This window comes from Pseudomonas abietaniphila (assembly GCF_039697315.1).
Classification (GTDB): Bacteria; Pseudomonadota; Gammaproteobacteria; order Pseudomonadales; family Pseudomonadaceae; genus Aquipseudomonas; species Aquipseudomonas abietaniphila_B.
Window position 1 is genome coordinate 5,075,875 of sequence record NZ_CP155619.1, and the last position, 23,225, is coordinate 5,099,099.

Below are 23,225 nucleotides of genomic sequence, written 5' to 3' on the forward strand. Positions count from 1 at the left end.
GGCCTCACCCTACAGGCTAAGGCAGCCATACCTCGCGCCACAGCTGAATGCCTTTCTCGTCGAACATCCAGTCATTGAGCACCTTGGCGCGCAGTTGATCCCCCATGCGCGCAGCGGCAGGCAGATCTTGCAGATGTGCACGAATCGCATCCACCCATGCGTCCATGGTATTCAGGGTTCGGGTCACCGGCAGTTGACCCCGAAAGGCACGCACATCACTGCACACCACGGGATAGCCGCAAGCACCATGCTCCAGTAAGGGAAGGTTGCCCCGTGCCTCATTGAACGATGTGTCTTCAAGCGGCACCAACGCCAGATCGAGGTCCAGGCTCGCCAAGGCGGCGGCTTTGCGCGCGATCGACGGACTGCCATGAATCTCGAACGCGCAGTTGCGCAGATCACCCTGGCATGCGCCTACGAATACCCATTCGACCTCATTGGCCAATTGCCGGATGACATCGTCGAGTAAATGCATGTCCGTGTCGGTGAGGATACCGACGCGTGGCTTGAACCCTCGGTTGCGGCGGGGACGCAGATTCGCCCACTGCTCCGGCAGCAAGCGGTTTTCCATCACCCGCAGGTCTGCATGGAAGCCGGAGAAAAGATCCGCCATGTGAGGCGTTGAGACGACGAATCGATCAACATAGCTCAAGCCCGATTCCAGGGCCGTGACCAGATCATCGGGCAGGCGCTCGCGGTCGGGATGAGCCGCCGGCAGGTTGAACAGGTCGCTGTCCAGGTCAAAGACCTTGAACGACGAGGAGAAGGCCTTGGCCCGGCGCATCGCTGTCAGCCGCTGTTCGTCCAGATGACGCTGCAGGACGAGGACGTCCGGGTTGTAACGCTGCAAATCCACCACCGGCAGTGCATTGGGAACTGCGAAACCGTCTACGACAGCGCTGTCCATGAGCATCTTGAGCGGATTGAGCACCCTACAGTGTCCGGACTCCAACACATCCGCCGGATGTGCCATCACCCTGGGAAGCGGGCGCCAAGCCATCGGCTGCCAGGTAAGTGCAGTGATCGACTCCAGGTCGAAGCCGTTACCACCCAGCGACAGGTTGGGGTTATACGCCGGATCACGTGCCAGTTTCGGTAACCACTTGGCATACATCGCGTCCTGTTCGCTGGCAAAGCGTTCTTCTTTTCTTTTGCGCTCGACACTCAGTTCCGCGGTCTGACTTACCGAACCCTCGTGCAGCAATAGCGCATGGGGCGTCCAGACCGTGAGGTAACCGAGAGCCCCCACCTTGAGACACAGGTCGACATCGTTGTAGGAGACCTTGAACGCTTCCTCGTCCATGCCGCCGACGTCGTCGTAAACCGATTTGCGGATGATCAGACAGGCTGCGGTCACCGCACTCAGGTCCTGATCCAGCCAGCGTCGCTGCATATAGCCCGGCGAAGTCGCAGATTCTCCGGAAAACGGATGGTTGGCAGGTCCACGCAGGCCCAGGACCACGCCGGCATGCTGCAGAGTGGCATTGGGGTAAAGCAGCTTAGTGCCGACGATTCCGACTTCTGGCCGCTGAGCATGATTGAGCAGTTTGTCCAGCCAGTCACCGCGCAGCACCGCAATGTCGTTGTTCATCAATACCAGATAATCCCCGCGTGCTTCGGACGCGGCCCGGTTGTTCATGGCCGAGAAATTGAAGGGGAACGGGTAGCGAAGCACGCGTACTTTTTGCCCTCCGACCGCTTCCATGTTGGCCAGCCATTCAATGGCTTCCGGGGTTTCGCTGTTGTTATCGATGATCAGGATTTCATAGTGCGGGTATTCGGTTTTTTCCAGGACCGTTTCAATGCAGCGTTGCAGCATGGGCAACTGGTCTTTGGTCGGTACGATGATCGAGACCATCGGCTGCCCGAGGTGACCGTATTGCACGTGATAGTGACGGGAAGGCGCCTCGATGATATCTGCATGATGATAATCACGGGCAAGCAAGTGGCGTCTGAGGGTTTGCACCTCATGGCTGTTCTGTTCGAGCGTCGGTGCACTGCACGCCAGCAGGGGTTCGTCGATGTGGCCAATAGCGCCGATGCCGTTGTGCTCAATCATGCGCAAGATCAGATCGAACTCCAGGGCGTCGCAGTACTGTGTATCGAACCCTCCGGCCTGCAACGCCAGATCTCGCTTGAAGAACCAGTGTCTGGCCATGCTCACGGGGAAGCTCAGTAGCAGGTCCAGGTTGAAATCCGGGCGCAAAGCGATGCCCCGGACAGCGCCGTCATGATGGATTTCGTCGAAATACACCATCTGGCACTCACGGGCGTCGGACAACTCCAGCTCCATGCGCAGGGTGCCTGTGGCCTGCCATTCATCGCCTGCGTGCAGTACCGTAAACCATTGGCTGTCGTGACTTTCCAGCACGGCATTCAGCTGCTGCGCGACGTCATTGTTCAAAGGCTGCCAGTCGATGTCTGGCTCCAGCCCCTGAGGACGAGGCAAATGACTGAATACCACCGTTTTTAGAGTGGTCGTCTGAGGTTGCCATTGGCTGAAACTGTCGAGGGTGAGGCGCAACGCTGCGGCGTCGCCAGTGGCGTCCACGACCACGGCTGTCAGACTGTTGCTGCCGCTCAACTGTGCCCGACGCTCGGCGATCAGGTGCTGCTGTACCGGGGACAGCGTACGTGCATGGAGCCATTCGCGCAGAGGTCGGGTGTGCAGATTGGCCTTGTGGTCCGTGACGGCTTGCTGAGTCAGCCGAATGAACTCTTCGAACTGCTCCCAGAAGGTGGTTTCGATCTCCAGCCAGCGAGTGCGCGCTTGTGGCAGCGACGCGCGAGCGCGTTCCAGGCCGCCTGGCTCGTCGTACATGGCTGCGCCTGCATCACCGAAATGCTCGGTGAAGGGCAGGGTGTCGATGTGGCCGCCCTTAAGGTAAATCACAGGACATCCACACAACATCGCTTCCGTGCAGGTCGCGGAGATTTCGTAGGAGTACAACGCCGCTGCTGATTTGAAGATTTCGGCCAGTTGAGCGAGGGTCTTGGGCTTGTTCAGGGACAGGATTTCAATGTCCGAAGGCAAGGTCGCGAAGTCCACATCCCGCAATGGATGGCGGTGCAGATAAAGATAGGATTTACGACGCTCGACAGGCTCCGCGGGTGGAGAGAACAGCTCCGAATCGATGACCGGTAGCGTCAGCATGTTGGTGTTCAGGCTTTCGTCACGGAAGTCGTAAGCGTAGTGGAAGAACAGGTCGTTCTGACCGGCCTGCAGCGAGTTTCCGGTGAGAAACCCCGCCCGGTTAAGGATGTAGCGCACCACCACCGGCCCCGACAAAGGGTTGCCCGACACGACTTCGGGGTAGACAACGATCGGCGTGCGCCCCAGATCCTTGTGGCGTTTGATGATTTCATCGGTCAGTGACGGCGTGCGAAGCGCCGGATTGATCACGTCGCACAGCGCGACATAAGCCTCGTGGCCGGCAATGTTCAATGCGTGACACAAGTAGTGCATCACGCAGATGCCTGACGACGTCTCACGGTAGTCCGGAGCGTAGATGTAGTAAGGCGCAGGAAGTTTGCCGTGCAGATTACGGGTGATCATGCCAGGTTACTCCGCCGCAGCGCTGTGTTCGCAGACAACGAAAATGCTCGCGCACAGATCGGGGTATTGCATGCCCAAGGCATAGCAGCCGTCCATGAAGCGGTCGTCCAGCAGGCCTGTTTCCATCGCTTTGTCCAATTGAAAGTTGGCCAGTGGTTTGAAGAACACGCCGCCGCGGTGCCTCACGGTCCAGCCAGCAGAGCGCACTTCATGGTCCAAAGTGTCGAGCGAGTAGGTGATGCGATGGCCGTGCAGGCGCTCGCCTTCTGTCACCGCGCTGTTATGCTCGATCAGGCCCATTTTCACGGCGATCTGTCGCGAAGGCGCGTTGGCATTCGGGACTGCAATGAACAGCCGGCCCCCGGGCTTCAGCCATTTGGTAATGCGTTGCAGCACCGCTTTACGGTCGTCCAGGTGTTCGAGGGTATGAATCAGGAAAATGTTTTCGAATCGCGGCTCAAGCTCAGCGGTCTCGAACGTGCTGCATACGAATCTGACCTGTTCGCCGACGCGCTGGCGAGTGACGTCGATCAGATCGCTGGCGGCCTCGATGACGGTCAGGTCATTGAAGTGCTCGCTGAAAATCTGCGTGAACTCGCCCTCGAAACAGCCCAGTTCAAGCGCTGGCCCCTGGCTGAGCCACGGCGTGAAGGTGTCCAGCATGTAGCGGCGCAGACGCCCGTCGAAGTCATAAAAATAACTGCGATGGGCGTTGTCCTGAAATTCCTGGTTGTAGTCGCGTGTGGCCATGATTTATCCCTGATTCTTTCGGTAAAAGCGCTGGTCTTCCGGCTGATACCACTCATGAAGGTTGGACGGCGTGCGGGCATACCAGCCCAGCAGTTGCTGAATTTCCATGCTCTGTGCCTCACAGAACGACGCCCCCAGCGCGCGGCAATAATCAAACTGCGGCTTGAGGTAACTTCGGGTAAACGTCAGGGTCAGGCAGCGGCGAGGCCCTGAGGTGCGGTTCACTCCGGCCGCATGCCAGATTCGCGAATCGAAGAGGTACAGTGAACCGGCCTTGCCAAGGGCTTTGCTGGCGCCGCTATCGAAATCGGCATCGGTCGGTTTGTCTGGCGTGCGGTGCGAACCGGCCAGAAAAAGCGTGGCGCCGTTGTCGGGGGTGAAGTCGTCGAGCAGCACCAGTACCTGAGCCATCTGCATGGATTCGGCGGACCAGGAACGTACGTCACGATGGACGTTACGCACGTAAGCGTTGGTGCTGTTGAGGTTGTTCAGGCCGCCGAATGAATTGAGGATCGCCACGCCGCCAAGCATGCTGTGCAGCAGATCGATCACCCCCCATGCACCGAAGCGGTCGAGCAACGCGATGAAGCCATTGTCAGGCTCGAGGATGTGGTGGGCTGTCTGTTCGGTGCGCTGAATGATGTTGTTTTCCAGCTGGACGCGGCGGCAGCGCTCGATCGCCGTTGCCAGATCATCACGCAACCGAGTCAGCTGTTCATTGTCGATCAGCTCTGGCAGGCAGACGTAACCCTGCTCACGCAGTGTTTCCCAGGCCGCTTGCATCATGCCGGTTCACCTTTAGCGGCCAGCCAGGAACGGTAATCCTCGGCGGTAACGCCCAGCAGATAACGGTCCCAACGTTTACCCTTGCGGAAATACCATTGGCGCTGCGTGCCTTCGATGATCCATGGCGTCTTGCGCGTGTAGGTCGCCAGTGAGGCTTGGTTATATTCGATGATCGTCGTGGACAGCCTGCTCAAGCCCAGTTCTTCAAAGGCGTACCGCATGACCGTGGTCACGACTTCGCTGCCATAGCCATGACCGCGAAGATGCTCAAAGCCGATCAGCATCCCGTGTTCCGCGGTGCGGTTTTTCCAGTCGATGTCCACCAGGTTGGCGGTGCCGATCAGGCCATGCGCTTCTGTCTCGATACCGAAACGCTGGTTCAGACGATCGTCCTTCAGACGAATCAGCCAATCGCGTTGCGACTCGCGTGAGGTCGGGAAGTGCCAGCCACCGAGCATCGACCATAACGCCTCATCATTGGACCAGGTATGCAACCGCTCCAGATCATCCAGTTCCAGTGCGCGCAGGGTGATGCGTGTACCTCGGATACTCATGCTGTCCTCAATGTCTGATGAATGATGGAGGCCAAGCGGTCCATCTGTAGGGGGCCGCAACGTTGATCGATAGGCAGCGCCAGCAGCCGCTCGGTCATATCGCGCTCAAGCGGAGGGGTCTCTGGGTTTTCAAGCACTTCACGCCAATAGCAGGGCACGAACACTCTCTGCTTGAGCAATGCCTCGCGCACGGCGCTGGCGCCGGCAGCGTTTTCCAGCAGCACGGGGTAGCACAGCGCACCTGCGTGTTCGCCGAAGGCCGGAGTGAAACGGTTAATCGATGAAAGTGCGTCGTGAAGTCGATTGAAGTTGCTCTGCCGCCTGGTTTTTACCGAGTCATAGTCGATGCTGTCGAGCAGGCGTGCAGTGACACGCGACATGCCGCTGATGCCCTCAAGACCCAGCGCTTGCTCGGTTTTCTGGAAGTCTGCGTAATGAGCTTCCGGTGCGTCGCCCAGACGGCCCAGCAGGGCGTCGAAACGACCGACAAAGGCCCCCGGTTCAGGTTGCTCAATACCGGCAGGGCCATTGACCAGCCATCCTCCGTCCGGCACCCCGACAAATTTGCGCGGCGAATAGAGCGTCGGCACGCCGTCGAGCGGAGCAGCGAACAGCGCCTGTGAATTGTCGACGATCAAGTGTGCGTAGAAATGTTCTGCCAGGACGTTGCGAAGGTAGTGGGTCTTGAGTCCGAAATAGTCGACGTAGAGCAATGCATCGTTTTCGCCGAGCTGAGGCAGGATCACCAGCTCAAGCTGGTCGTTCAAGCCATATTCAACGACCTCGACCCCTGCCGAGCGTGCGGCCTGCGGCATGACCGAACAGAGAAAATGCGGCATGAAAACCCTATGAATATCGCGCGACCGCAAAAGCGCCTGAAAGCCCGACCGCGCCGAGTTGAATGCAAGCGCATCAGGAAACGGCTGGTGGCCGCGTCGCAGCTCCATTTCAAAATAACCGCCCATGGCTTCATGCACGAAGGATCTCTCCTTGTCTGACCCAGGCGCTGACGGTTTCCACTTCGTTGAACATCAGGGCATCGAGAATCGAAAGCGCGGGGACGAACGGTTTGTTGTGCTGGGCGTAAACCGGCAGCGAGGGTTTGAGCAGTTCCAAGGCATAGCCGGCCTGCGCAAAATCGTCCGCCTCGTACAGGCTGCCACCGGCGGCCGGGTTGAGGTACGACGTGCCGCCCACTGACTTGATCACTTCGATCACGCGATCCTGCCCTCGGGAGTGTGACGAGGGCGCCCATTCGCTGGCGCGGATGATCGGCGTATTGAGTTTAAGCAGACTGCAGCATGAACGCAGCGCAAGCTCGTTCAGCTCCGCAATGTTCTGGGCGGGCAGCTTGAGCAGCGCTTCCAGCCAGGTCAGTGTGCGCTCCACATGGGGCGCTTTGCGGTAGGCGAATGCCAGTTTGTTGATCAGAGAGGCCATGTCGAAATGCGCCGACACCTGCCGCTCCATGATCATCTGGCTGTGACTCCCCTTGGCAAGGGGAACGCCAAACCACTTCGCCTCGCCGTCGAGCAGGTAACGGTTGCGCTCGATCCAGCCGTTCTTGATGAACTGCACGTTGTCGTACACCACAAAGCAGTCACTGGCAGCGATCAACTGAAAGTACCCCAGGTACGGCAGGAAATAAGGCTGCATCAAGGCAACCCGTCCCTCCCGCAATAACGCAAGGTCTTCAGGCTGCGTCTGCCGCGTTGCCCGGGCATTGGCCGTGGCCAGTGTGTCGACCATCGGTTAGCCCTCGCGTGCGCTGAGAAGGATGTCGATGATCGTGTCCTGCTGCTCGAGTGACAGGTCCGGAAAGATCGGCAGGCACAAGACCTGGCTGGCAATTCGATGAGCATGGGGCAGCTTTGTGGCGTCCGAGCTTGCAAGGTTGCGGTACATCGGGAACTCGGTAATCAGCGGGTAGAAATAACGCCGGACCAGAATCTCGCGCGCCCGATAGCGGTCATACATCTCGTCGCGGCTGACCCCGAAACGAGCGTCATCAATCAGGATCGGGCAATAAGCGTAGTTCCAGTCCACCCCTTGCGGCTGATGCAAAAGGGTGATGCCGTCAATGCCCGTCAATGCTGATCGGTAGCGATCAAAAATGCGTTTGCGAATCTGCAGTGCCGATTCGATGTGGCGCAGCTGCAGCATCCCGAACGCGGCCTGCACCTCGTTCATTTTGCCGTTGATGCCCGGCGCCATGATCGTCACTTCATCCGCGAAGCCGAAATTTTTCAGGTAATTGATGCGTTGCTTGATCTTTTTGTCAGGGCAAATGATCGCGCCGCCCTCGAAGGTGTTGAACACCTTGGTGGCGTGGAAACTGAGAATCGACAGGTCGCCATGGTTCAGGACGCTGACGCCGTTCTGACGAACGCCAAACGCATGGGCCGCGTCGTAGATGACTTTAAGGCCATAGGTGTCGGCGATGCGCTGAATGGCATCGACGTCGCAGGGAATGCCGTAGCAGTGCACCGGCAGAATCGCCGTCGTCGCCGGGGTGATCGCTTCTTCGACGCGCTTGGGGTCCAGGTTATTGGTCACCGGATCAATGTCGACGAACACGGGCTTGACGTTGTTCCACAACAACGAGTGCGCGGTGGCGACGAACGAATAGGGCGTGGTGATCACTTCTCCGGTGATGCGCAAGGCCTGCAGCGCGGTGACCAGTGCCAGCGTGCCGTTGGAGAACAGGCAGACATGCTCAACACCCAGATACTCAGCCAGCGCGGATTCCAGTTGCTCATGGAACGGCCCACCATTGGTCAGCCGCTTGCTGCGCCAGATTTCCTCCAGATAAGGCAGGAATTCCTCCAGAGGTGGAAGCAGCGGACTCGTGACGGGAATCGGGTTCGACATGGACGACACGGCTCATGAAAGGGGTGGAGATTGCGCTGACGGCACAGACGTCAAGGGCCCGGCACACGGCGGACATTCGTCGACTGCCACGAAAATGGCGTCTGAATGCTTTATGAGGGTTGAATAGCAAAAAACCGGCCAATTTGTATCGATGCCGTTACCGGTCGTGGCCAAGGCGTTTTTGATCGCTTGGATGCACGTTCAGGTACGAAAACAGAGTGGCAATTGCACACAACTTGGATGGCTCGCTTGATATTCCGAACGCCCGATGCTTATTTTGTACGCCTTGCCGCGGTGCGGCCTGCACAACCATTAAAGGACTGAGTCATGAGTAGCGATGGCCATAATTCACTCGCGCAGCGATTGATGGGCATTGATGAAATTGAATGTGTCACGCCGGATCTGAACGGCGTGCCACGCGGGAAAGTGATGACGGCCGAGGGTTTCCTTGAAGGCCGTCGCTTGCAGCTGGCGCGCGGCGTGCTCCTGCAATGCATCATGGGCGGGTATCCGGCGGCGAAATTCTACGGCAGCGACGACGGCGACCTGGCGTTGATCGCGGACCCTCGGCAGATTCATCGATTGCCCTGGAGCGACGAGCCCCGTGCGCTGGCGATCTGCGATGCCGACGAGCTGGATGGCGAGCCCTCGAACCTGTCCACTCGGGGACAGCTCAAGTCGGTCATTGCCCGTTACGCGCGTCATGGGTGGTCGCCAGTAGTGGCCACCGAGCTCGAGTTCTTTGTCTTTGCGCCCAACAGCGACCCTAATCAGCCGTTCAAGCCTCCGGTCGGTCTGGACGGTCGCCGTGAGGACGGCCAGTCGGCGTTCAGCGTCAGTTCCAATAACGGCCTGCGTCCGTTCTTCAGTGAGGTCTATAAGTGCATGGCGGCGCTGGACCTGCCGCGCGATACGTTCATGCACGAGATGGGCGTGAGTCAGTTCGAGATCAATCTGCTCCACGGCGACCCGCTGTTGCTGGCCGACCAGACGTTCCTGTTCAAGCACATGCTCAAAGAAGTGGCGCTCAAGCACGGGCTGACCGTGGTGTGCATGGCCAAACCGTTGGCGCATACGCCGGGCAGCTCGATGCACATTCATCAGAGCGTGGTCGACAGCGTGACCGGCCAGAACATTTTCAGCGACGCTCAAGGCGAACCGACGTCGGCCTTTCATCACTTCATCGGCGGTCAGCAGGCGGCGATGGCGGATTTCACCGCTTTGTTCGCGCCCAACGTCAATTCGTATCAGCGTTTGTGTCATCCTTTCGCCTCACCGAATAACGCATGCTGGTCTCATGACAACCGTGCGGCAGGTTTGCGCATTCCGGCCAGCGCCCCGGTGGCGCGTCGTGTAGAAAACCGTTTGCCGGGCGCGGATGCCAACCCGTATCTCGCCATTGCAGCTAGTCTTGCAGCCGGGCTTTACGGAATGGAGCAACGGCTGGAGCCGTCGGATGCGATTCAGGGGGAATTCGTCGTGCCGGACAATCTTTCGCTGCCATGTACCTTGCATGCCGCGCTGGAACGTCTGAAACGCAGCCCTTTGGCCAAGGAACTGTTTGGTGCCGAATTCATCGAAGGGTACGTCGCGTCGAAGACGCTGGAATTGACCAGTTTCTTCAACGAAATATCGCCTTGGGAGCGACGAGTGTTGGCTTCCCAAGCTTAGAAACCGTGGTTCGGAAACCCTCCGTGGAGGAGGGTTTCCTTTTTGGAAAGCCGATGCGCCAAATCTGGAAATCCTTTCGAGCGCTGTATTTTGCCTCGCTGATGATGTTGATCGGCTCGGGCCTCCTGAGTACCTACCTTGCCTTGCGTCTCGCGGCCGATCAGGTCGATGGCCTGTGGGTCGGTGCGCTGATGGCCGCCAACTATGTGGGCCTGGCGCTGGGCGGCAAGATCGGCCACCGGCTGATTGGCCGGGTCGGGCACATCCGGGCCTACGCCACCTGCGCGGGCATCGTCGGCGCGGCGGTGCTGGGGCATGGCCTGATCAACTACCTGCCGGCCTGGATCTTCCTGCGGATGATCGTCGGTCTGGGAATGATGTGTCAGTACATGGTCATCGAAAGCTGGCTCAACGAGCAGGCATCGCCCAAACAGCGGGGTCTGGTGTTCAGCGGTTACATGATCGCCTCTTACATGGGCCTGGTGCTCGGTCAGCTGATCCTGGTCATCCATCCGCAGTTGGGGCCGGAGCTGCTGATGCTGGTCGCGATGTGTTTCACCTTGTGCCTGGTGCCCGTGGCGATGACCCGCAGCATTCACCCGGCCCCGATGCGTCCTGCGCCGCTTGAACCCTTGTTCTTCATGCGCCGCGTCCCGCAATCGCTGACGACCGTACTGAGTGCCGGGTTGATCATCGGTTCGTTCTACGGCCTGGCGCCGCTGTACGCCGCTCAGCAGGGATTGTCCACGGAGCACGTCGGTCTGTTCATGGCGTGCTGCATCGGCGCCGGCCTGCTGGTGCAGGGACCATTGGGCAAGCTCTCGGATCGTTATGACCGTGCCTGGCTGATTCGCGGCGTCGCGGGGATGCTGGTGCTGGCCGCATTACCGCTCGCGATCTTTCCCAACGTGCCGATGGAGGTCCTGTTTGCCGTCGGTTTCGTGGCGTCGTTGCTGCAGTTTTCGTTGTACCCGCTGGCCGTGGCGTTTTCCAACGACCACGTCGAAGGCGAGCGCCGGGTATCGCTGACCGCCATGCTGCTCATGACCTATGGCGTTGGGGCGAGTATCGGGCCGTTGGTGTCGGGCGTGTTGATGAAGCAGTTTGGCAGCAACATGCTGTATGCCTTCGTCTGTGTGACGGCATTGGTGCTGGTGCTGCGTATTCGTCCGAAGGCCGTCACCAATCTGCACCAGGTGGAAGACGCGCCGCTGCACCACATTGCGATGCCCGACAGCATGTCCAGCTCGCCCTTGGTGGTCGCGCTCGATCCGCGTGTTGACGAGCAAGTGGTTCAGGACCAGATGCAAACCGCCACGGAGCCTGCTGCGCCGCCGGAACACGAGCCTGAGGTTGAAGGTGAGGCGCCGGAGCGCGTCGTGCCTTCAGGCGAGGGCGTTGTGCGCCCGGTGGCGGTTGTCGATGAAGCCGTCAGCGCCGAACCCCAGGCCGCACGACCCGACGCGGCACACGATGCGTCACGGGATGTCGGCGTTGACCGGCCGCTGTAGCGGCCCGTCTCAATGCCGTGAGCCTGTGCTGTGCATTTCCAGAAGCTCTTCGGTCCATGCCGCGTCCTCCGTCGGGCATTCCGCCTTGCCGGTCACCTCGACCACAGCCCCTCGGCGGCGTGCCATGAACCCCGGCTTCAGCGCTCCACAGAGGCCGCTTGAGCAGGACAGGGGCGTGGCGTAGTTCACCAGCAACGTGATGCTGGCGTCGTGGCTCAAGACCTGCGCGATGTGCTGCCGGTCTTGCGCAATGCTCAGATCGCCCGCTATCACCTCCACGGACTGTCCTGATGCATCGGTGATGCGTCGGGCCAGTGTCTGCAGCCGCTCCAGGTCAGGAGCGATCAGGATCAGGTCATAACCCTGGGCCGCCATCCGGCGGGCGTAGGCCTGGCTGCGGCCGGACGATACGCCGGTGATCACTGCGGTGCCTCGGTGCTTGAACATGGTGGGTCTGCTGTCGGGGACTTTATCAGGCGCAAGCGTAAGGGGATCTCCGACCGTTAACCGGCCATAAAACCCACCATTCCAGACGTCTTTTCCGGCCTCGCACCGAATGGCCGAAAAGGTTGGTTTTACGGCAGATGCGGGGTGGTTCATCTCTCTAACATCGGTTCTCGAAATGCACGACACGGCTCGAACAGCCACGCGTCGTTCATAACCACTTTCCCTCGGAGAACCGACATGAACCTGACCAACAACACCATCTTCATCACCGGCGGTACGTCCGGCATCGGTCGTGCCCTGGCCGAAGCGCTGCACGCTCGTGGTAACAAAGTCATCATCGCGGGGCGTCGCAAAGCACTCCTCGAACAAGTGACCGCCGCCAACCCGGGTATGGAAGCCGTGACGCTGGACGTGGGGGATGCGGCAGACATCGCCCGGGTTACCGCTGACATCACCCGTCGTTTTCCGGACTTGAACGTGCTGATCAATAACGCCGGCATCATGCAGATCGACGACGCGAGCAGCGCAATTGACGAAAAACTGCTGATCGACACGCTGACCACCAACGTGTCTGGGCCGATTCGTGTCACTTCCGGTTTGATCGAGCACCTGAAAACCAGACCGCAGGCCGTTGTCATGAATGTGTCGTCGGTCCTGGCCTTCGTACCGCTCGCTCTGACAGCCGTCTACAGCGCGACCAAAGCCGCCATGCACTCGTATTCGATGTCCCAGCGCTTCATGTTGCGCAACACGTCGGTACGGGTTCTGGAAATCGCGCCGCCTTGGGTTCAGACCGACCTGCTGGGCAGCAACGACGAACCGCGCGCCATGCCGCTGGCTGAGTTCATCAAGGAAACCATGGCGGTACTGGCGACCGACGCCGATGAAATCCTCGTCGAACGCGCCGTTCCCCTGCGCGCTGCCGTGGGGCCGAACGAAATGGGCTTTGTGACGGCGTTCAACGAGTCTTTCCTGGCGGGCTGATTCGTTCGGGAGGGCCGCCGCCCCATCAATCGGTGTGGCGGTCAACCGTCCGTGTTTCATCACGCGGTACCGAGGCCTTGCAGGCAATGCTTGCGTGCAAGGCGCCGGGGTCTAGAATCGACATCTTTGTGACGGACCCAGCCTCATGCAAACCGTTGCGCTCATTGTCAGGCCGGACTTTCAAGTCATGAGCCTGGCGGCGCTGTCGGCGTTCGAATTCGCCAACATTGCCGCCGAAAAAAAGCTCTATGACATCCATCTGCTGTCAGAGCACGGCGGCCTTGTGGCCGCTAGCTCGCTATTTACCTCGGTGTCCACCCAGCCACTGGATCACGCGCGGTTCGACACCTTGCTGATCAGCGGCGCCATGGATCGCTCATCGGCATCGCCTGCCATCAATGCCTTCCTGATCGAGGCGTACGCCCATTCCCGCCGTGTGGGGGCTTTGTGCGTGGGGGCATTCGCGCTGGCGGAGGCCGGCCTGCTCGACGGTCGTCGAGCGACGGTGCACTGGGCGAGGGCGCGTGAAATGCGCCAGAACTTTCCGGCGATCAAGGTCGAGGAAGACCGGATCTACATCGTTGACGGCAAGATCTGGACGTCGGCCGGGATGTCGGCGGCGCTGGATTTGACCATTGGCATGGTGGAAAAGGACCATGGCGCGGAGCTCGCGCGCAAGGTGTCCCAGCATCTGGTGCTCTACCATCGTCGGGCGGGAGGCCAATCGCAGCATTCGGCAATGCTGGAAATGAGCCCGAGCTCCGACCGGATCCAGATGTCCCTGGAATACGCCCGCAAGAACCTGCGTCGCGAACTGTCGGTTGAAGAGCTGGCCGATGCCGCGTGCCTGAGTGCGCGTCAGTTCAGTCGTTCGTTTCGAGCCGAAACCGGTATCTCGCCCGCCAAGGCGGTGGAAAACCTGCGCCTTGAAGCGGCGCGTCTGATGATGGAGCAGGGGCGTCATTCGCTGGAAGCGGTGGCCAGCGAAACCGGGTTTGGCGACCGGGAGAGGATGCGTCGCGCGTTCCTGCGGGTCTACGGGCAATCGCCACAGTCGTTGCGGCGCAGTTTCGGGCCGGTGGTGGATGCGTTTTAGTCAGGCGGGACGTGGATCCACGCCCTGTGTGAGCGAATTCATTCGCGAACGATCTGCCAGACATTAGAAGTTCGTGGACTGCACTGGCCAATCGCGAATGAATTCGCTCCCACAGGTTTATCCCGTGCAGGTGCGTTAAATGGCTTTCAGATGAACAGAGGGCAGGCCCACAGGATTTGGCATTGCATGCAAACCCTGTGAGCGGCCTGATCAGAAGTCGTCGTCTTTATCGAAGCGACGGGCTTCGCGTTGCAGCTGGTAGACGAAACGCTCAACTTGGCGCTGCACCAGCCCACTGATGTTGTGGAAGCGCACGCCGGCAAAGGTAGTGTTGATCCTTTCTTCGAAGTGCAGATACCGCAGCTCGACCGGGGTGGTCATGCTGCCGAAGGGCAGGGAGGCGATGAAGCGTTCGTACACCTGACCCAGCTGCATCCGTTCCGAAACATCGCCTTCGAAGCGCAGTTTGCAACCGGTCGCGGAGATGTCCAGCAGCTTGCCCCTGAGCGGAAACTTCAGCTTGTCGCCACCGATTTCGATATCGACCAGAGACGCCAGTTTCAGGGCAGCGCGGAAGGCATTGCGGCGCTGGTGATACACCACTTCTTCAGGCAGCGGCCCACGATAAGAGTGCGGATCCTCGATAATGGTCATCTGCGCTTTGACTTCCCAGGCGATGCGCACACCGTCATGGAAACCTTCAACACGGAACGCTTCACCGTTGGCCAGGAAGCGTTCGCCGTCACGCGGGATCATCTCATCGAGCGAGATCTCGTTGCTGTCACGGTCGACGTCGATGACATAGCTCTGGAAGCGTTGGCTGCGCTCGTGAAAGGTGATGATCAGGGGATCATGGCTTTCCATCAGCAGCCGCAGGTTGGCGGCAATTTCCAAAGGCGTGGTCAGTACCTTCGGGGGCTGCGGAACATCTTCCGCGCTTGAGGCATTCACGGTTTATCCATCTCCAGGCAAAAAACGACAGCGTGCGGCCAGCGGCATTTTGCCATCATGTCGCACGCCTTGATACAAGAACTTACGCCTGGCTAAGCGGACGTGGTCTGATCTTCCCGGACGTCGATCCCCGGCTGTCGTACAGCGCTGGAGTATCGCCACCGTTGAGGATTCTGAGCTGCTGAGCCGTGGTCAGCTGCTGGAGCTGGATCAGACTGCCATTCTGCTCGTTGGCGGCCTGACATTCAGTCATCAGCGCGCTCAGTTCATCACCCGCCTTCAACAACGCTTCACCGACCGATGAATGCCTGGCCACTTCTTCGAGTCCCGCACGATTGGCGGGCAGGCCGAGGCTGGTCATCAATTGGCTGCGTCTGCGTCCGTGCTGTTCGAGCACGATCACCAACGCTTGTTTCTGCGCCAGGATGTGTTCCATTTCGACCATATTGCGGCCGTGAAGCGCCAGTGACTCGGCCCTCAGGATGTCCAGCAGATGCCGGGTCGGCGCAATATCGTCCGTGATCAGTTGAAGCAATGTAGTGTCTTGCATCGCATGCCCTGGGATTTAAGCGTCCAGAAGCCCCTGCGCGTACCGGGGGCTAGCGCTGGGCTTCGAAATTAAGCAGTTTGTTCGCAACACGGTTGCTGTCGACCTTGTAGCTGCCGTCGGCGATAGCCTGTTTCAACTCAGCCACGCGGCTGCTGTTGACGACGGGCTGATCACGCAACGAATCAGTGATCTTCTGCAACTGCTGAGCTTCACTGCTCAAACTGACTGTCTCGCCGCTACCGCTGACGCTTCCGGAAGTGCTGACCGTCGCCGGGGCTTCGGTTTTGCTGGCTTCTTTGGTGCTGGCGGTACGTGGAGTACCTCCAACGGTAGTGGAGTTATTCAAACGACTGAAGTCGATGACCATGATTGAAAACCTCTGGGTTCTAGGACGCTTGCCTTGGTTTCGGCCAAACCCGGAATAACTTTAGGGCCCGTGCGAAAACAGTCTTGAATTGACTTCGCATAGGGCATATCGGTTCCGAGTGTAGAAAAAGCGCAGGCGTAGCGCCAGAGGTCAATGCCCGTCACATAGAAACCTCCACCTGACCGGGGGCCACGATGTTGGCCTTGATCACGCGTTTGGAGTTCAGGTTCTTCACCCGTATTTGCTCATTGAAACCGCCGTCGGACAGGGCTTCACCCGGCATGCGCACGCTCATCGAACCGCTGCGTGCACTGATCACGACCTGATCGCCCTTGTGAACCATCTGCGGCTGCTCCAGGTGCACAGGCGTCAGCACCTGATCGATGACCGTTGGTCGGACAACTTTTTGCCCGACCGCTTGGTCCAGCGAATCGAGGAAACCTTGCCCCAGCGTGCCTACGTCGCGCTCGCGCATCGCCACATCAGCCTCGGAAACGATCGCGTCGCGCTTCATGGGGCGAATGGCAGTCACCACATTGCGAAACAAATGTACCTGGGCGGGCACGAACACCGTCCATGGAGCACTGCCTTCGCAACGCAGTTTCACGGTGACCCGGCCAATCGGCTGGGCCGGGCTTTCCAGCGACGCTGTCAAATCCTTGTCGCAATGCGGCATGCGCAAACGGGGATCGAGTTGTTTGACCTCGATTTCATAGCGTCCCTGGGTTTGACTCGTCGCCAGATAGTCTTCCACTGTGAATTCAAGAAAGCCCTGGGTGACGCCGATAAGTTGTTCAGGCAGGGTCACGTTGTCCGCTCGACTCAGGCCGGCGGTGCCCATCAGGCACACTGCAGCCAACACGCACAAGAAATGGCGGGTTGCGGATGTCGGGCGTCGAGATACTGTCGTTTGTGTGTTCATGACGGGTAAATAGCAAGGCCCGTGCCGTTTGCCATCTGGCAGCGCGCAATTGGTCGCTTTGGGAAGGAGTGGGGCATGGCTGGTGTTTTGGATTCAGTGAACCAGCGCACTCAACTGGTAGGGCAGAACCGCCTTGAACTGCTGCTGTTCCGTCTGGACGGCAAGCAGTTGTATGGGATCAACGTGTTCAAGGTAAAAGAGGTGCTTCAGTGCCCAAAACTTACCCACATGCCCAAATCCAGTCCGATTGTGCGCGGAGTGGCAAATATTCGTGGCGGTACGATACCGATCCTCGATCTGGCGATGGCCACCGGCTCGGCGAAGCTGGGTAGCATCGACAACGCGTTCGTGATCATCACGGAATACAACACCAAGATTCAGGGTTTCCTGGTGCATTCGGTCGAGCGCATCGTGAACATGAACTGGGAAGACATTCATCCGCCACCCAAGGGAACCGGTCGCGATCACTACCTGACGGCGGTGACGCGGATCGACAACCAGTTGGTGGAAATCATCGACGTGGAGAAAATCCTCGCCGAAGTGGCGCCGGTGTCGGAAAACATTTCCGTAGGTGTGGTCACTGAAGAGGTCGCGCACAAGGCATTGTCGCTGCGGGTACTGACGGTCGATGACTCATCGGTGGCACGCAAGCAGGTGACGCGTTGCCTGCAAACGGTGGGCGTCGAGGTCACGGCGTTGAATGACGGTCGTCAGGCACTCGAATTCCTGCGCAAACTGGTGGACGAGGGCAAAAAACCGGAAGAAGAGTTCTTGATGATGATCTCCGACATTGAAATGCCGGAGATGGACGGCTACACCCTGACAGCAGAGATCCGTAACGATCCGCGCATGCAGAAGCTGCACATCATCTTGCACACGTCGCTGTCCGGGGTGTTCAACCAGGCGATGGTGAAGAAAGTAGGTGCCGATGATTTTCTGGCCAAGTTTCGGCCGGACGATCTAGCGGCTAGAGTGGTAGATCGTATCAAGGCGGCAGATATCAGCTGAGCAAGCACTTGCTCAGCTGTTCACATGATTTGAGAGGCGGCATGTCTACAGGTAATTTGGATTTTGAACAGTTCCGGGTCTTCCTGGAAAAAGCCTGTGGCATTTTGCTGGGTGAAAACAAACAGTATCTGGTCTCCAGTCGCCTGAACAAGCTGATGGAGCAGCAGAGCATCAAGTCCCTTGGGGAGCTGATTCAGCGCATCCAGAGCCAGCCGCGCAGCGGGTTGCGCGAGCAGGTGGTGGACGCGATGACCACCAACGAAACCCTGTGGTTTCGCGACACCTACCCGTTCGAGGTGCTCAAGAACAAGGTCTTGCCGGAGCAGTTGAAGGCAAGCCCCGGCTTGCGTCCTCGTATCTGGTCGGCGGCGTGTTCGTCGGGGCAGGAGCCGTATTCGCTGTCGATGTCGATCGACGAGTTCGAGCGCAGCAACCCGGGCCATTTGAAGGCCGGCGCGCAGATCGTGGCGACGGACCTGTCGGGCAGCATGTTGAATAACTGCAAGACGGGTGAATACGACAGTCTGGCGATCGGGCGTGGTTTGTCGCCGGATCGGCTGCAGCGTTATTTCGACCAGAAAACGCCGGGGCGCTGGACGGTGAAGGCGCCTATCAAGAGTCGTGTGGAGTTTCGTTCGTTCAACCTGCTGGACAGTTATGCGGCGTTGGGCAAGTTCGATATCGTGTTCTGTCGCAACGTGCTGATCTATTTTTCGGCTGAGGTGAAGAAGGACATTCTGCTGCGGATTCATTCGACGTTGAAACCAGGCGGGTATTTGTTTCTGGGGGCTTCGGAGGCGTTGAATGGTCTGCCGGATCATTACCAGATGGTTCAGTGCAGCCCCGGGATTATTTATCAGGCCAAGTGAGTCTGTATTCGGTTTGTCGAGAGCCCCGCTTTGGCGGGGTTTTTTTATGGTCGGGGTTTGAGTTGTTTTGGGTTTTTGTGGGTGCTGGTTTTTGTGTGTATATCCGTTATTGAGGGTGACGCTGACTACGGTTCCGCTCTTACAACGGGTCACTTTTTTCAAGAGCCGAGATGTCGGACCACAAAAAAGTAACCAAAAAGGCCTTGCTCCTGGTTGGGCCCGACTGTGTCGGGTTGCTTCACTCCGGCGACGGTCCGTGGGCCCGCGCTGAACGGACATCCATGTCCTGGCAGCGCTCTCGCGGCATCCATGCCGCTCGGCCCACTCCACGCCGCCTGCGTTCAGCCTGCACCCAAGTCGCGTTTTGTGGTGTTTGGGCCATTGAGGTCGAAGAGCAAAATCAACAGCAACAGCAGAAACATGACCAAAGACATCAAGTTGACGGGGCCTCTGTAGGAGCGCGCTTGCCCGCGATCTACCGCGCAGCGGTAGCAAAATCTGGCGACTCGGCTGTACCTGATACACCGCATGTATCGGATTTGCTGCCGGTTCCCGGCAGATCGCGGGACAAGCCACGCTCCTACGCCTTCGGCAGAATCAAAAGCAGAGCGGTGATTCTCCCCTTGCTCTGGTTTTGATCTTGCTCTTCATGCGCGATGGTCCAAACGCCACAAAACGCGACTTGGGTGCAGGCCAAACCGGGAGCGAGACCCTTGGTTACTTGGGATAGTCCGGCATTCCGGTTTTCAAGTAACCCGCCGAAGGCGGAACAGTTCGGACGTTAGGACGAACCACTTAGTCAGCGCCAACACAAACGTCGGATGTGCAAAAGTTCTAAACGCCGCCAATCAAAGCACCACCGCTATAGCGGCAAAAAAACGGCACCCACCTTGCCGCTTGCCTCCCCACCAGCGGAAATCGCTTGCCGCTTTTCTGGCATCACCCTTGCCGATCGCCTCCGAAACCCCCGGAATACGGGCCTTTCCAAAAGTGGCACGCCGCTTGCTATCTCTATGTCACGAACATCTGGTCAACCGGTAAAGGTTTCCCGACATGAGCATCAGCTTCGACAAAGCACTGGGCATTCACGAAAAGGCGCTGAACTTCCGCGCCCAACGTGCCGAAGTGCTGGCCAACAACATCACCAACGCCGACACGCCTAACTACAAGGCGCGCGACCTGGACTTTTCCAAGGTGTTGGCCGCCGAAAGCGACAAGGCCAACAACGGCACCTTCGCCCTCAACATGACCAACAACCGTCATATCGAAGCGCAAGGCCTGACCGATGGCGACGCCAGCTTGCTGTACCGCACGCCGTCGCAGCCTTCGCTGGACCAGAACACCGTCGACTCTCAGGTCGAGAACGCCAACTACGCCGAGAACGCCATTGGCTTCCAGGCCAGTTTCACTTTGCTCAACAGTAAGTTCAAAGGGCTGGTAGCAGCCCTGCGCGGAGAGTAATTCATGTCTCTATCCAGTGTTTTCAATATCGCCGGTAGTGGCATGAGTGCGCAGAACACTCGCCTGAACACCGTCGCCAGTAACATCGCCAACGCCGAGACCGTCTCGTCCAGTCTGGACAAGACCTACCGCGCCCGTCACCCGGTGTTCGCTACCGTGTTTCAGGGCCAGGAGTCCGGCGGCAGCGCATCGCTGTTCGAAGATCAGGGGCAGGCCGGCACCGGCGTGCAGGTTTCCGGCATCGTCGAAGACGCTTCCAACCTGGAAGCACGTTACGAGCCAAACCACCCGGCAGCCGACAAGAACGGTTACGTCTATTACCCGAACGTCAACGTCGTCAACGAGATGGCGGACATGATTTCGGCCAGTCGTTCGTTCCAGACCAACGCGGAAGTCATGAACACCGCCAAAACAATGATGCAGAAGGTCCTGACCCTGGGTCAGTGATAAGGGGCGTATGCAATGAGCGTGACTAACGACACTACCAGCAGCGACTACCTTAAGTCGTTGCAGCAGGTGACCTCCGGCAAGACCGGCGATTCCACCACGGGCGCCAGCACGCTGGGCAAGGATTCGTTCCTGCAACTGCTGGTCACCCAGATGCAGAACCAGAACCCGCTCGATCCACAGGACAACAGCGAGTTCGTGGCGCAGCTGGCGCAGTTCAGCAGCCTGGAAACCATGCAGAACCTGAGCACGTCGGTTGATGCGATCGGCGGCATGTACCAGTCCTCGCAAGCGCTGCAAGCATCGTCGCTGGTGGGTCGCTCGGTGATCGTCGACAGCGGCTCGACCAATGTGGACACCACCAAAGGCATGACCGGCCAAGTCGTTCTGCCTTCTACCAGCACCGTGACCAGCGTCGATGTCTACGACAGCAAAGGCAACATCGTGCGCACGATCGATCTCGGTGAGCAGAAGGCCGGCAAGGCCAGCTTTACCTGGGACGGCAAAGACGACGCGGGGCAGACGCTGGCGACCGGCAACTACAGCTTCAAAGCCTCGGGCAGCCTGGACGGCACGAAGACCGGCCTCACGACCTACCTCCCAGCGACAGTGACGAGCGTCACCATGGGCTCGGCAGGCAGTGCCATGACGCTCAACCTGGCCAACGGCGAAAACATTGCCTTGTCCAAAGTTCAACAAATCGGAATCTAGAGCCGACTCGACGGCGCAGGAGTGATACATGTCTTTCAATATCGGTCTGAGTGGGCTCTACGCAGCAAATAAAAGTCTCGACGTCACCGGCAACAACATTGCCAACGTCGCGACCGTCGGCTTCAAGTCTTCCCGCGCGGAATTCGCCGACCAGTACGCACAGTCCATTCGTGGCACGTCGGGCGGCACCAACGTCGGCAGCGGCGTGACCACCGCAGCCGTGACCCAGAACTTCACCCAGGGTGCATTGACCACCGGTACCGGCCGCGATCTGGACCTGGCGATCAACGGCAACGGCTTCTTCATGGTCAGCAACAATGGCGAGAAGCTGTACACCCGTGCCGGTAACTTCCATACCGACACCGCCGGCAACGTCATCGACACCAACGGCAATAACCTGCAGGGTTACGGCGTTGATGCCAACGGCAACGTGAAGACGGGCGTCCTGACCAACCTCAAGGTCGACACCTCGAACATGCCGCCGAAGGCGACGAGCACCATTACCATCAGCTCCAACCTGGATTCGTCCAAGGAAATCAACACCGCTGCCGCGTTCGATCCGGCGAAGGTCGAAACCTACGACCTGACCTACAGCACCAAAATCTACGACAGCCAGGGTAACGAGCACTCACTGGATCAGTACTTCCGGAAGACGGGACTCAATACCTGGGACATGTACACCCTGGTGGACGGTCGCAGCATCAATGACCCGACTAAAACCACGCCAGATGTGACCAACCTGACGTTCGACTCGGCCGGCAACATGGTGACCACGCCAGCGCCGACGTCGACGGCCAACATGGTGGTGAACACTGACGGCACCTTCACGGTCGCCAACTGGGTTCCGGGCCAGAGCAAGACCGTCGGTTCGACCACGACCTGGGCGGCGAACGGTGCAGCGGCGGCAGCGGGCGGCATGAAGCTGGACATGCTGGCGACCACGCAAACCAATGCGGTGGGCGGTGCGATCGCGAAGACTCAAGACGGTAACTACACCGGCCAGATCAGCGCGATGAACGTCGATGCCAGCGGTAACCTGTTCGCCACCTACACCAACGGCCAGTCTCGGACCATCGGCCAGGTGGCGCTGACCACCTTCGCCAACGTCCAGGGCCTGTCCCCGGCGGGCGGTACCATGTGGCGTGAAACCTATGCGTCGGGCATCCCGGTGACCGGCGCGCCGGAGTCCGGTACGTTGGGCAACATTACCGGTTCGGCGCTGGAAGAATCCAACGTTGACCTGACCACCGAGCTGGTCGAACTGATCAAGGCACAAAGTAACTATCAGGCGAATGCGAAGACCATTTCGACTGAAAGCACCATCATGCAGACCACGATTCAGATGACCTGATAACGGTTGATAGCGTTTGATCAAGCCCCTCTTCGGAGGGGCTTTTTTTATGGTGTTTCGAGGGTGCTTGCTCCTGGTTTGGCGACTCCTTTGTCGTCGTACCCTTGTAAGATGGTTTTGCCTGCACCCAAGTCGCGTTTTGTGGTGTTTGAGCTTCCTCGGTATGAGGATCAAAAGCGGAGCTCGCTTTGCTCGTGCTTGTTAACTACGCATTCACTGCTGGCTCACCAGTCCTGAGCCCACTTCAGACCTGTGGTAGTCAGCTCGCTGACGAATTCGGCAGATCAGATACATCGTTGTTGAATGACTCATGGCATTCGTCAGCGAGCTGACTCCCACAGGGAATCTTCGTCCGAATCACA

The 23,225-nt window shown here is 58.9% G+C and carries 22 protein-coding genes; 10 read left to right on the plus strand and 12 right to left on the minus strand.

Annotation, left to right across the window (positions count from 1 at the left end; all coding sequences use genetic code 11):
- Nucleotides 1–16 precede the first annotated feature (16 nt).
- Genes ABDX87_RS22360 through ABDX87_RS22390 form a run of 7 tightly spaced genes read right to left on the minus strand, consistent with a single transcriptional unit; the run spans nt 17 to nt 8,517 of the window.
- Nucleotides 17–3,556, minus strand: a complete 3,540-nt coding sequence (locus tag ABDX87_RS22360; RefSeq protein ID WP_346829820.1) for a glycosyltransferase — start codon at nt 3,554–3,556, stop codon at nt 17–19.
- Nucleotides 3,557–3,562: 6 nt separating this feature from the next.
- Nucleotides 3,563–4,306 (minus strand): class I SAM-dependent methyltransferase, encoded by a 744-nt coding sequence (locus ABDX87_RS22365; protein ID WP_346829821.1) that lies wholly within the window; start codon nt 4,304–4,306, stop codon nt 3,563–3,565.
- Between the two features lie 3 nt (nt 4,307–4,309).
- Nucleotides 4,310–5,092, minus strand: a complete 783-nt coding sequence (locus tag ABDX87_RS22370; protein ID WP_346829822.1) for a phytanoyl-CoA dioxygenase family protein — start codon at nt 5,090–5,092, stop codon at nt 4,310–4,312.
- Complete coding sequence (locus tag ABDX87_RS22375; RefSeq protein ID WP_346829823.1) at nt 5,089–5,646, minus strand: GNAT family N-acetyltransferase; 558 nt, start codon at nt 5,644–5,646, stop codon at nt 5,089–5,091. The genes ABDX87_RS22370 and ABDX87_RS22375 overlap by 4 nt, the downstream gene beginning before the upstream one ends.
- Nucleotides 5,643–6,623: a hypothetical protein gene (locus tag ABDX87_RS22380; protein WP_346829824.1), complete on the minus strand. Its 981-nt coding sequence runs from the start codon at nt 6,621–6,623 to the stop codon at nt 5,643–5,645. The genes ABDX87_RS22375 and ABDX87_RS22380 overlap by 4 nt, the downstream gene beginning before the upstream one ends.
- Nucleotides 6,616–7,395 carry a WbqC family protein gene (locus tag ABDX87_RS22385; protein WP_346829825.1) on the minus strand — a complete coding sequence of 260 codons (780 nt, stop codon included), beginning with the start codon at nt 7,393–7,395 and terminating at the stop codon, nt 6,616–6,618. The genes ABDX87_RS22380 and ABDX87_RS22385 overlap by 8 nt, the downstream gene beginning before the upstream one ends.
- Before the next feature lie 3 nt (nt 7,396–7,398).
- The gene (locus ABDX87_RS22390) at nt 7,399–8,517 is read right to left on the minus strand and encodes a DegT/DnrJ/EryC1/StrS family aminotransferase (protein ID WP_346829826.1); all 1,119 of its coding nucleotides are present in this window, start codon (nt 8,515–8,517) and stop codon (nt 7,399–7,401) included.
- A gap of 429 nt (nt 8,518–8,946) precedes the next feature.
- On the opposite strand from ABDX87_RS22390, the gene ABDX87_RS22395 reads away from it, so the two are divergent.
- Both ABDX87_RS22395 and ABDX87_RS22400 read left to right on the plus strand, forming a co-directional pair.
- A complete protein-coding gene (locus tag ABDX87_RS22395; protein ID WP_346833593.1) occupies nt 8,947–10,188 on the plus strand; it encodes a glutamine synthetase family protein in 1,242 nt (413 codons plus the stop codon).
- Nucleotides 10,189–10,241: 53 nt separating this feature from the next.
- Nucleotides 10,242–11,699, plus strand: a complete 1,458-nt coding sequence (locus tag ABDX87_RS22400; RefSeq protein ID WP_346829827.1) for an MFS transporter — start codon at nt 10,242–10,244, stop codon at nt 11,697–11,699.
- A gap of 9 nt (nt 11,700–11,708) precedes the next feature.
- On the opposite strand, the gene ABDX87_RS22405 is transcribed toward ABDX87_RS22400, so the two are convergent.
- Nucleotides 11,709–12,146 (minus strand): SDR family NAD(P)-dependent oxidoreductase, encoded by a 438-nt coding sequence (locus tag ABDX87_RS22405; protein ID WP_346829828.1) that lies wholly within the window; start codon nt 12,144–12,146, stop codon nt 11,709–11,711.
- Between the two features lie 237 nt (nt 12,147–12,383).
- Between ABDX87_RS22405 and ABDX87_RS22410 the strand changes: the two genes are divergently transcribed.
- Nucleotides 12,384–13,130: an SDR family oxidoreductase gene (locus ABDX87_RS22410; RefSeq protein ID WP_346829829.1), complete on the plus strand. Its 747-nt coding sequence runs from the start codon at nt 12,384–12,386 to the stop codon at nt 13,128–13,130.
- 145 nt (nt 13,131–13,275) lie between these two features.
- Nucleotides 13,276–14,226, plus strand: coding sequence for a GlxA family transcriptional regulator (locus ABDX87_RS22415; RefSeq protein ID WP_346829830.1), 951 nt, complete (start codon nt 13,276–13,278; stop codon nt 14,224–14,226).
- Nucleotides 14,227–14,436: 210 nt separating this feature from the next.
- Here the strand turns inward: ABDX87_RS22415 and ABDX87_RS22420 are convergent, their stop codons facing one another.
- The 4 genes from ABDX87_RS22420 to flgA form a co-directional block, all read right to left on the minus strand.
- Nucleotides 14,437–15,177, minus strand: a complete 741-nt coding sequence (locus ABDX87_RS22420; RefSeq protein WP_346829831.1) for a flagellar brake protein — start codon at nt 15,175–15,177, stop codon at nt 14,437–14,439.
- 82 nt (nt 15,178–15,259) lie between these two features.
- Nucleotides 15,260–15,727 (minus strand): flagella synthesis protein FlgN, encoded by a 468-nt coding sequence (locus ABDX87_RS22425; RefSeq protein WP_346829832.1) that lies wholly within the window; start codon nt 15,725–15,727, stop codon nt 15,260–15,262.
- 49 nt (nt 15,728–15,776) lie between these two features.
- A complete protein-coding gene (flgM, locus tag ABDX87_RS22430) occupies nt 15,777–16,094 on the minus strand; it encodes a flagellar biosynthesis anti-sigma factor FlgM (protein ID WP_346829833.1) in 318 nt (105 codons plus the stop codon).
- Between the two features lie 160 nt (nt 16,095–16,254).
- A complete protein-coding gene (flgA, locus tag ABDX87_RS22435) occupies nt 16,255–17,016 on the minus strand; it encodes a flagellar basal body P-ring formation chaperone FlgA (RefSeq protein ID WP_346829834.1) in 762 nt (253 codons plus the stop codon).
- A gap of 75 nt (nt 17,017–17,091) precedes the next feature.
- On the opposite strand from flgA, the gene ABDX87_RS22440 reads away from it, so the two are divergent.
- The 6 genes from ABDX87_RS22440 to flgE all read left to right on the plus strand — a co-directional run bounded on the left by ABDX87_RS22440 (nt 17,092) and on the right by flgE (nt 22,863).
- A complete protein-coding gene (locus ABDX87_RS22440) occupies nt 17,092–18,024 on the plus strand; it encodes a chemotaxis protein CheV (RefSeq protein WP_346829835.1) in 933 nt (310 codons plus the stop codon).
- 41 nt (nt 18,025–18,065) lie between these two features.
- Entirely contained in the window at nt 18,066–18,893 is an 828-nt protein-coding gene (cheR, locus tag ABDX87_RS22445; RefSeq protein ID WP_346829836.1) for a protein-glutamate O-methyltransferase CheR, read from the plus strand.
- Nucleotides 18,894–19,946: 1,053 nt separating this feature from the next.
- The gene (flgB, locus tag ABDX87_RS22450) at nt 19,947–20,354 is read left to right on the plus strand and encodes a flagellar basal body rod protein FlgB (protein WP_346829837.1); all 408 of its coding nucleotides are present in this window, start codon (nt 19,947–19,949) and stop codon (nt 20,352–20,354) included.
- Nucleotides 20,355–20,357: 3 nt separating this feature from the next.
- Nucleotides 20,358–20,801: a flagellar basal body rod protein FlgC gene (flgC, locus tag ABDX87_RS22455; RefSeq protein WP_346829838.1), complete on the plus strand. Its 444-nt coding sequence runs from the start codon at nt 20,358–20,360 to the stop codon at nt 20,799–20,801.
- Between the two features lie 15 nt (nt 20,802–20,816).
- Nucleotides 20,817–21,512 (plus strand): flagellar hook assembly protein FlgD, encoded by a 696-nt coding sequence (gene flgD / locus ABDX87_RS22460; protein ID WP_346829839.1) that lies wholly within the window; start codon nt 20,817–20,819, stop codon nt 21,510–21,512.
- A gap of 28 nt (nt 21,513–21,540) precedes the next feature.
- On the plus strand, nt 21,541–22,863 hold the full coding sequence (flgE, locus tag ABDX87_RS22465; protein WP_346829840.1) for a flagellar hook protein FlgE: 1,323 nt from the start codon (nt 21,541–21,543) through the stop codon (nt 22,861–22,863).
- Nucleotides 22,864–23,225: the final 362 nt, after the last annotated feature.

Coding starts and splice junctions, on each gene's coding strand:
- ABDX87_RS22385 (WP_346829825.1), bottom strand. CDS start 7,395: ATGGTCGACACACTGGCCACGGCCAATGCCCGGGCAACGCGGCAGACG.
- ABDX87_RS22415 (WP_346829830.1), top strand. CDS start 13,276: ATGCAAACCGTTGCGCTCATTGTCAGGCCGGACTTTCAAGTCATGAGC.
- flgE (WP_346829840.1), top strand. CDS start 21,541: ATGTCTTTCAATATCGGTCTGAGTGGGCTCTACGCAGCAAATAAAAGT.
- flgA (WP_346829834.1), bottom strand. CDS start 17,016: ATGAACACACAAACGACAGTATCTCGACGCCCGACATCCGCAACCCGC.
- ABDX87_RS22440 (WP_346829835.1), top strand. CDS start 17,092: ATGGCTGGTGTTTTGGATTCAGTGAACCAGCGCACTCAACTGGTAGGG.
- ABDX87_RS22405 (WP_346829828.1), bottom strand. CDS start 12,146: ATGTTCAAGCACCGAGGCACCGCAGTGATCACCGGCGTATCGTCCGGC.
- cheR (WP_346829836.1), top strand. CDS start 18,066: ATGTCTACAGGTAATTTGGATTTTGAACAGTTCCGGGTCTTCCTGGAA.
- ABDX87_RS22390 (WP_346829826.1), bottom strand. CDS start 8,517: ATGTCGAACCCGATTCCCGTCACGAGTCCGCTGCTTCCACCTCTGGAG.
- ABDX87_RS22425 (WP_346829832.1), bottom strand. CDS start 15,727: ATGCAAGACACTACATTGCTTCAACTGATCACGGACGATATTGCGCCG.
- ABDX87_RS22360 (WP_346829820.1), bottom strand. CDS start 3,556: ATGATCACCCGTAATCTGCACGGCAAACTTCCTGCGCCTTACTACATC.
- ABDX87_RS22395 (WP_346833593.1), top strand. CDS start 8,947: ATGACGGCCGAGGGTTTCCTTGAAGGCCGTCGCTTGCAGCTGGCGCGC.
- flgM (WP_346829833.1), bottom strand. CDS start 16,094: ATGGTCATCGACTTCAGTCGTTTGAATAACTCCACTACCGTTGGAGGT.
- flgB (WP_346829837.1), top strand. CDS start 19,947: ATGAGCATCAGCTTCGACAAAGCACTGGGCATTCACGAAAAGGCGCTG.
- ABDX87_RS22400 (WP_346829827.1), top strand. CDS start 10,242: ATGCGCCAAATCTGGAAATCCTTTCGAGCGCTGTATTTTGCCTCGCTG.
- ABDX87_RS22370 (WP_346829822.1), bottom strand. CDS start 5,092: ATGATGCAAGCGGCCTGGGAAACACTGCGTGAGCAGGGTTACGTCTGC.
- ABDX87_RS22410 (WP_346829829.1), top strand. CDS start 12,384: ATGAACCTGACCAACAACACCATCTTCATCACCGGCGGTACGTCCGGC.
- flgC (WP_346829838.1), top strand. CDS start 20,358: ATGTCTCTATCCAGTGTTTTCAATATCGCCGGTAGTGGCATGAGTGCG.
- ABDX87_RS22365 (WP_346829821.1), bottom strand. CDS start 4,306: ATGGCCACACGCGACTACAACCAGGAATTTCAGGACAACGCCCATCGC.
- flgD (WP_346829839.1), top strand. CDS start 20,817: ATGAGCGTGACTAACGACACTACCAGCAGCGACTACCTTAAGTCGTTG.
- ABDX87_RS22375 (WP_346829823.1), bottom strand. CDS start 5,646: ATGAGTATCCGAGGTACACGCATCACCCTGCGCGCACTGGAACTGGAT.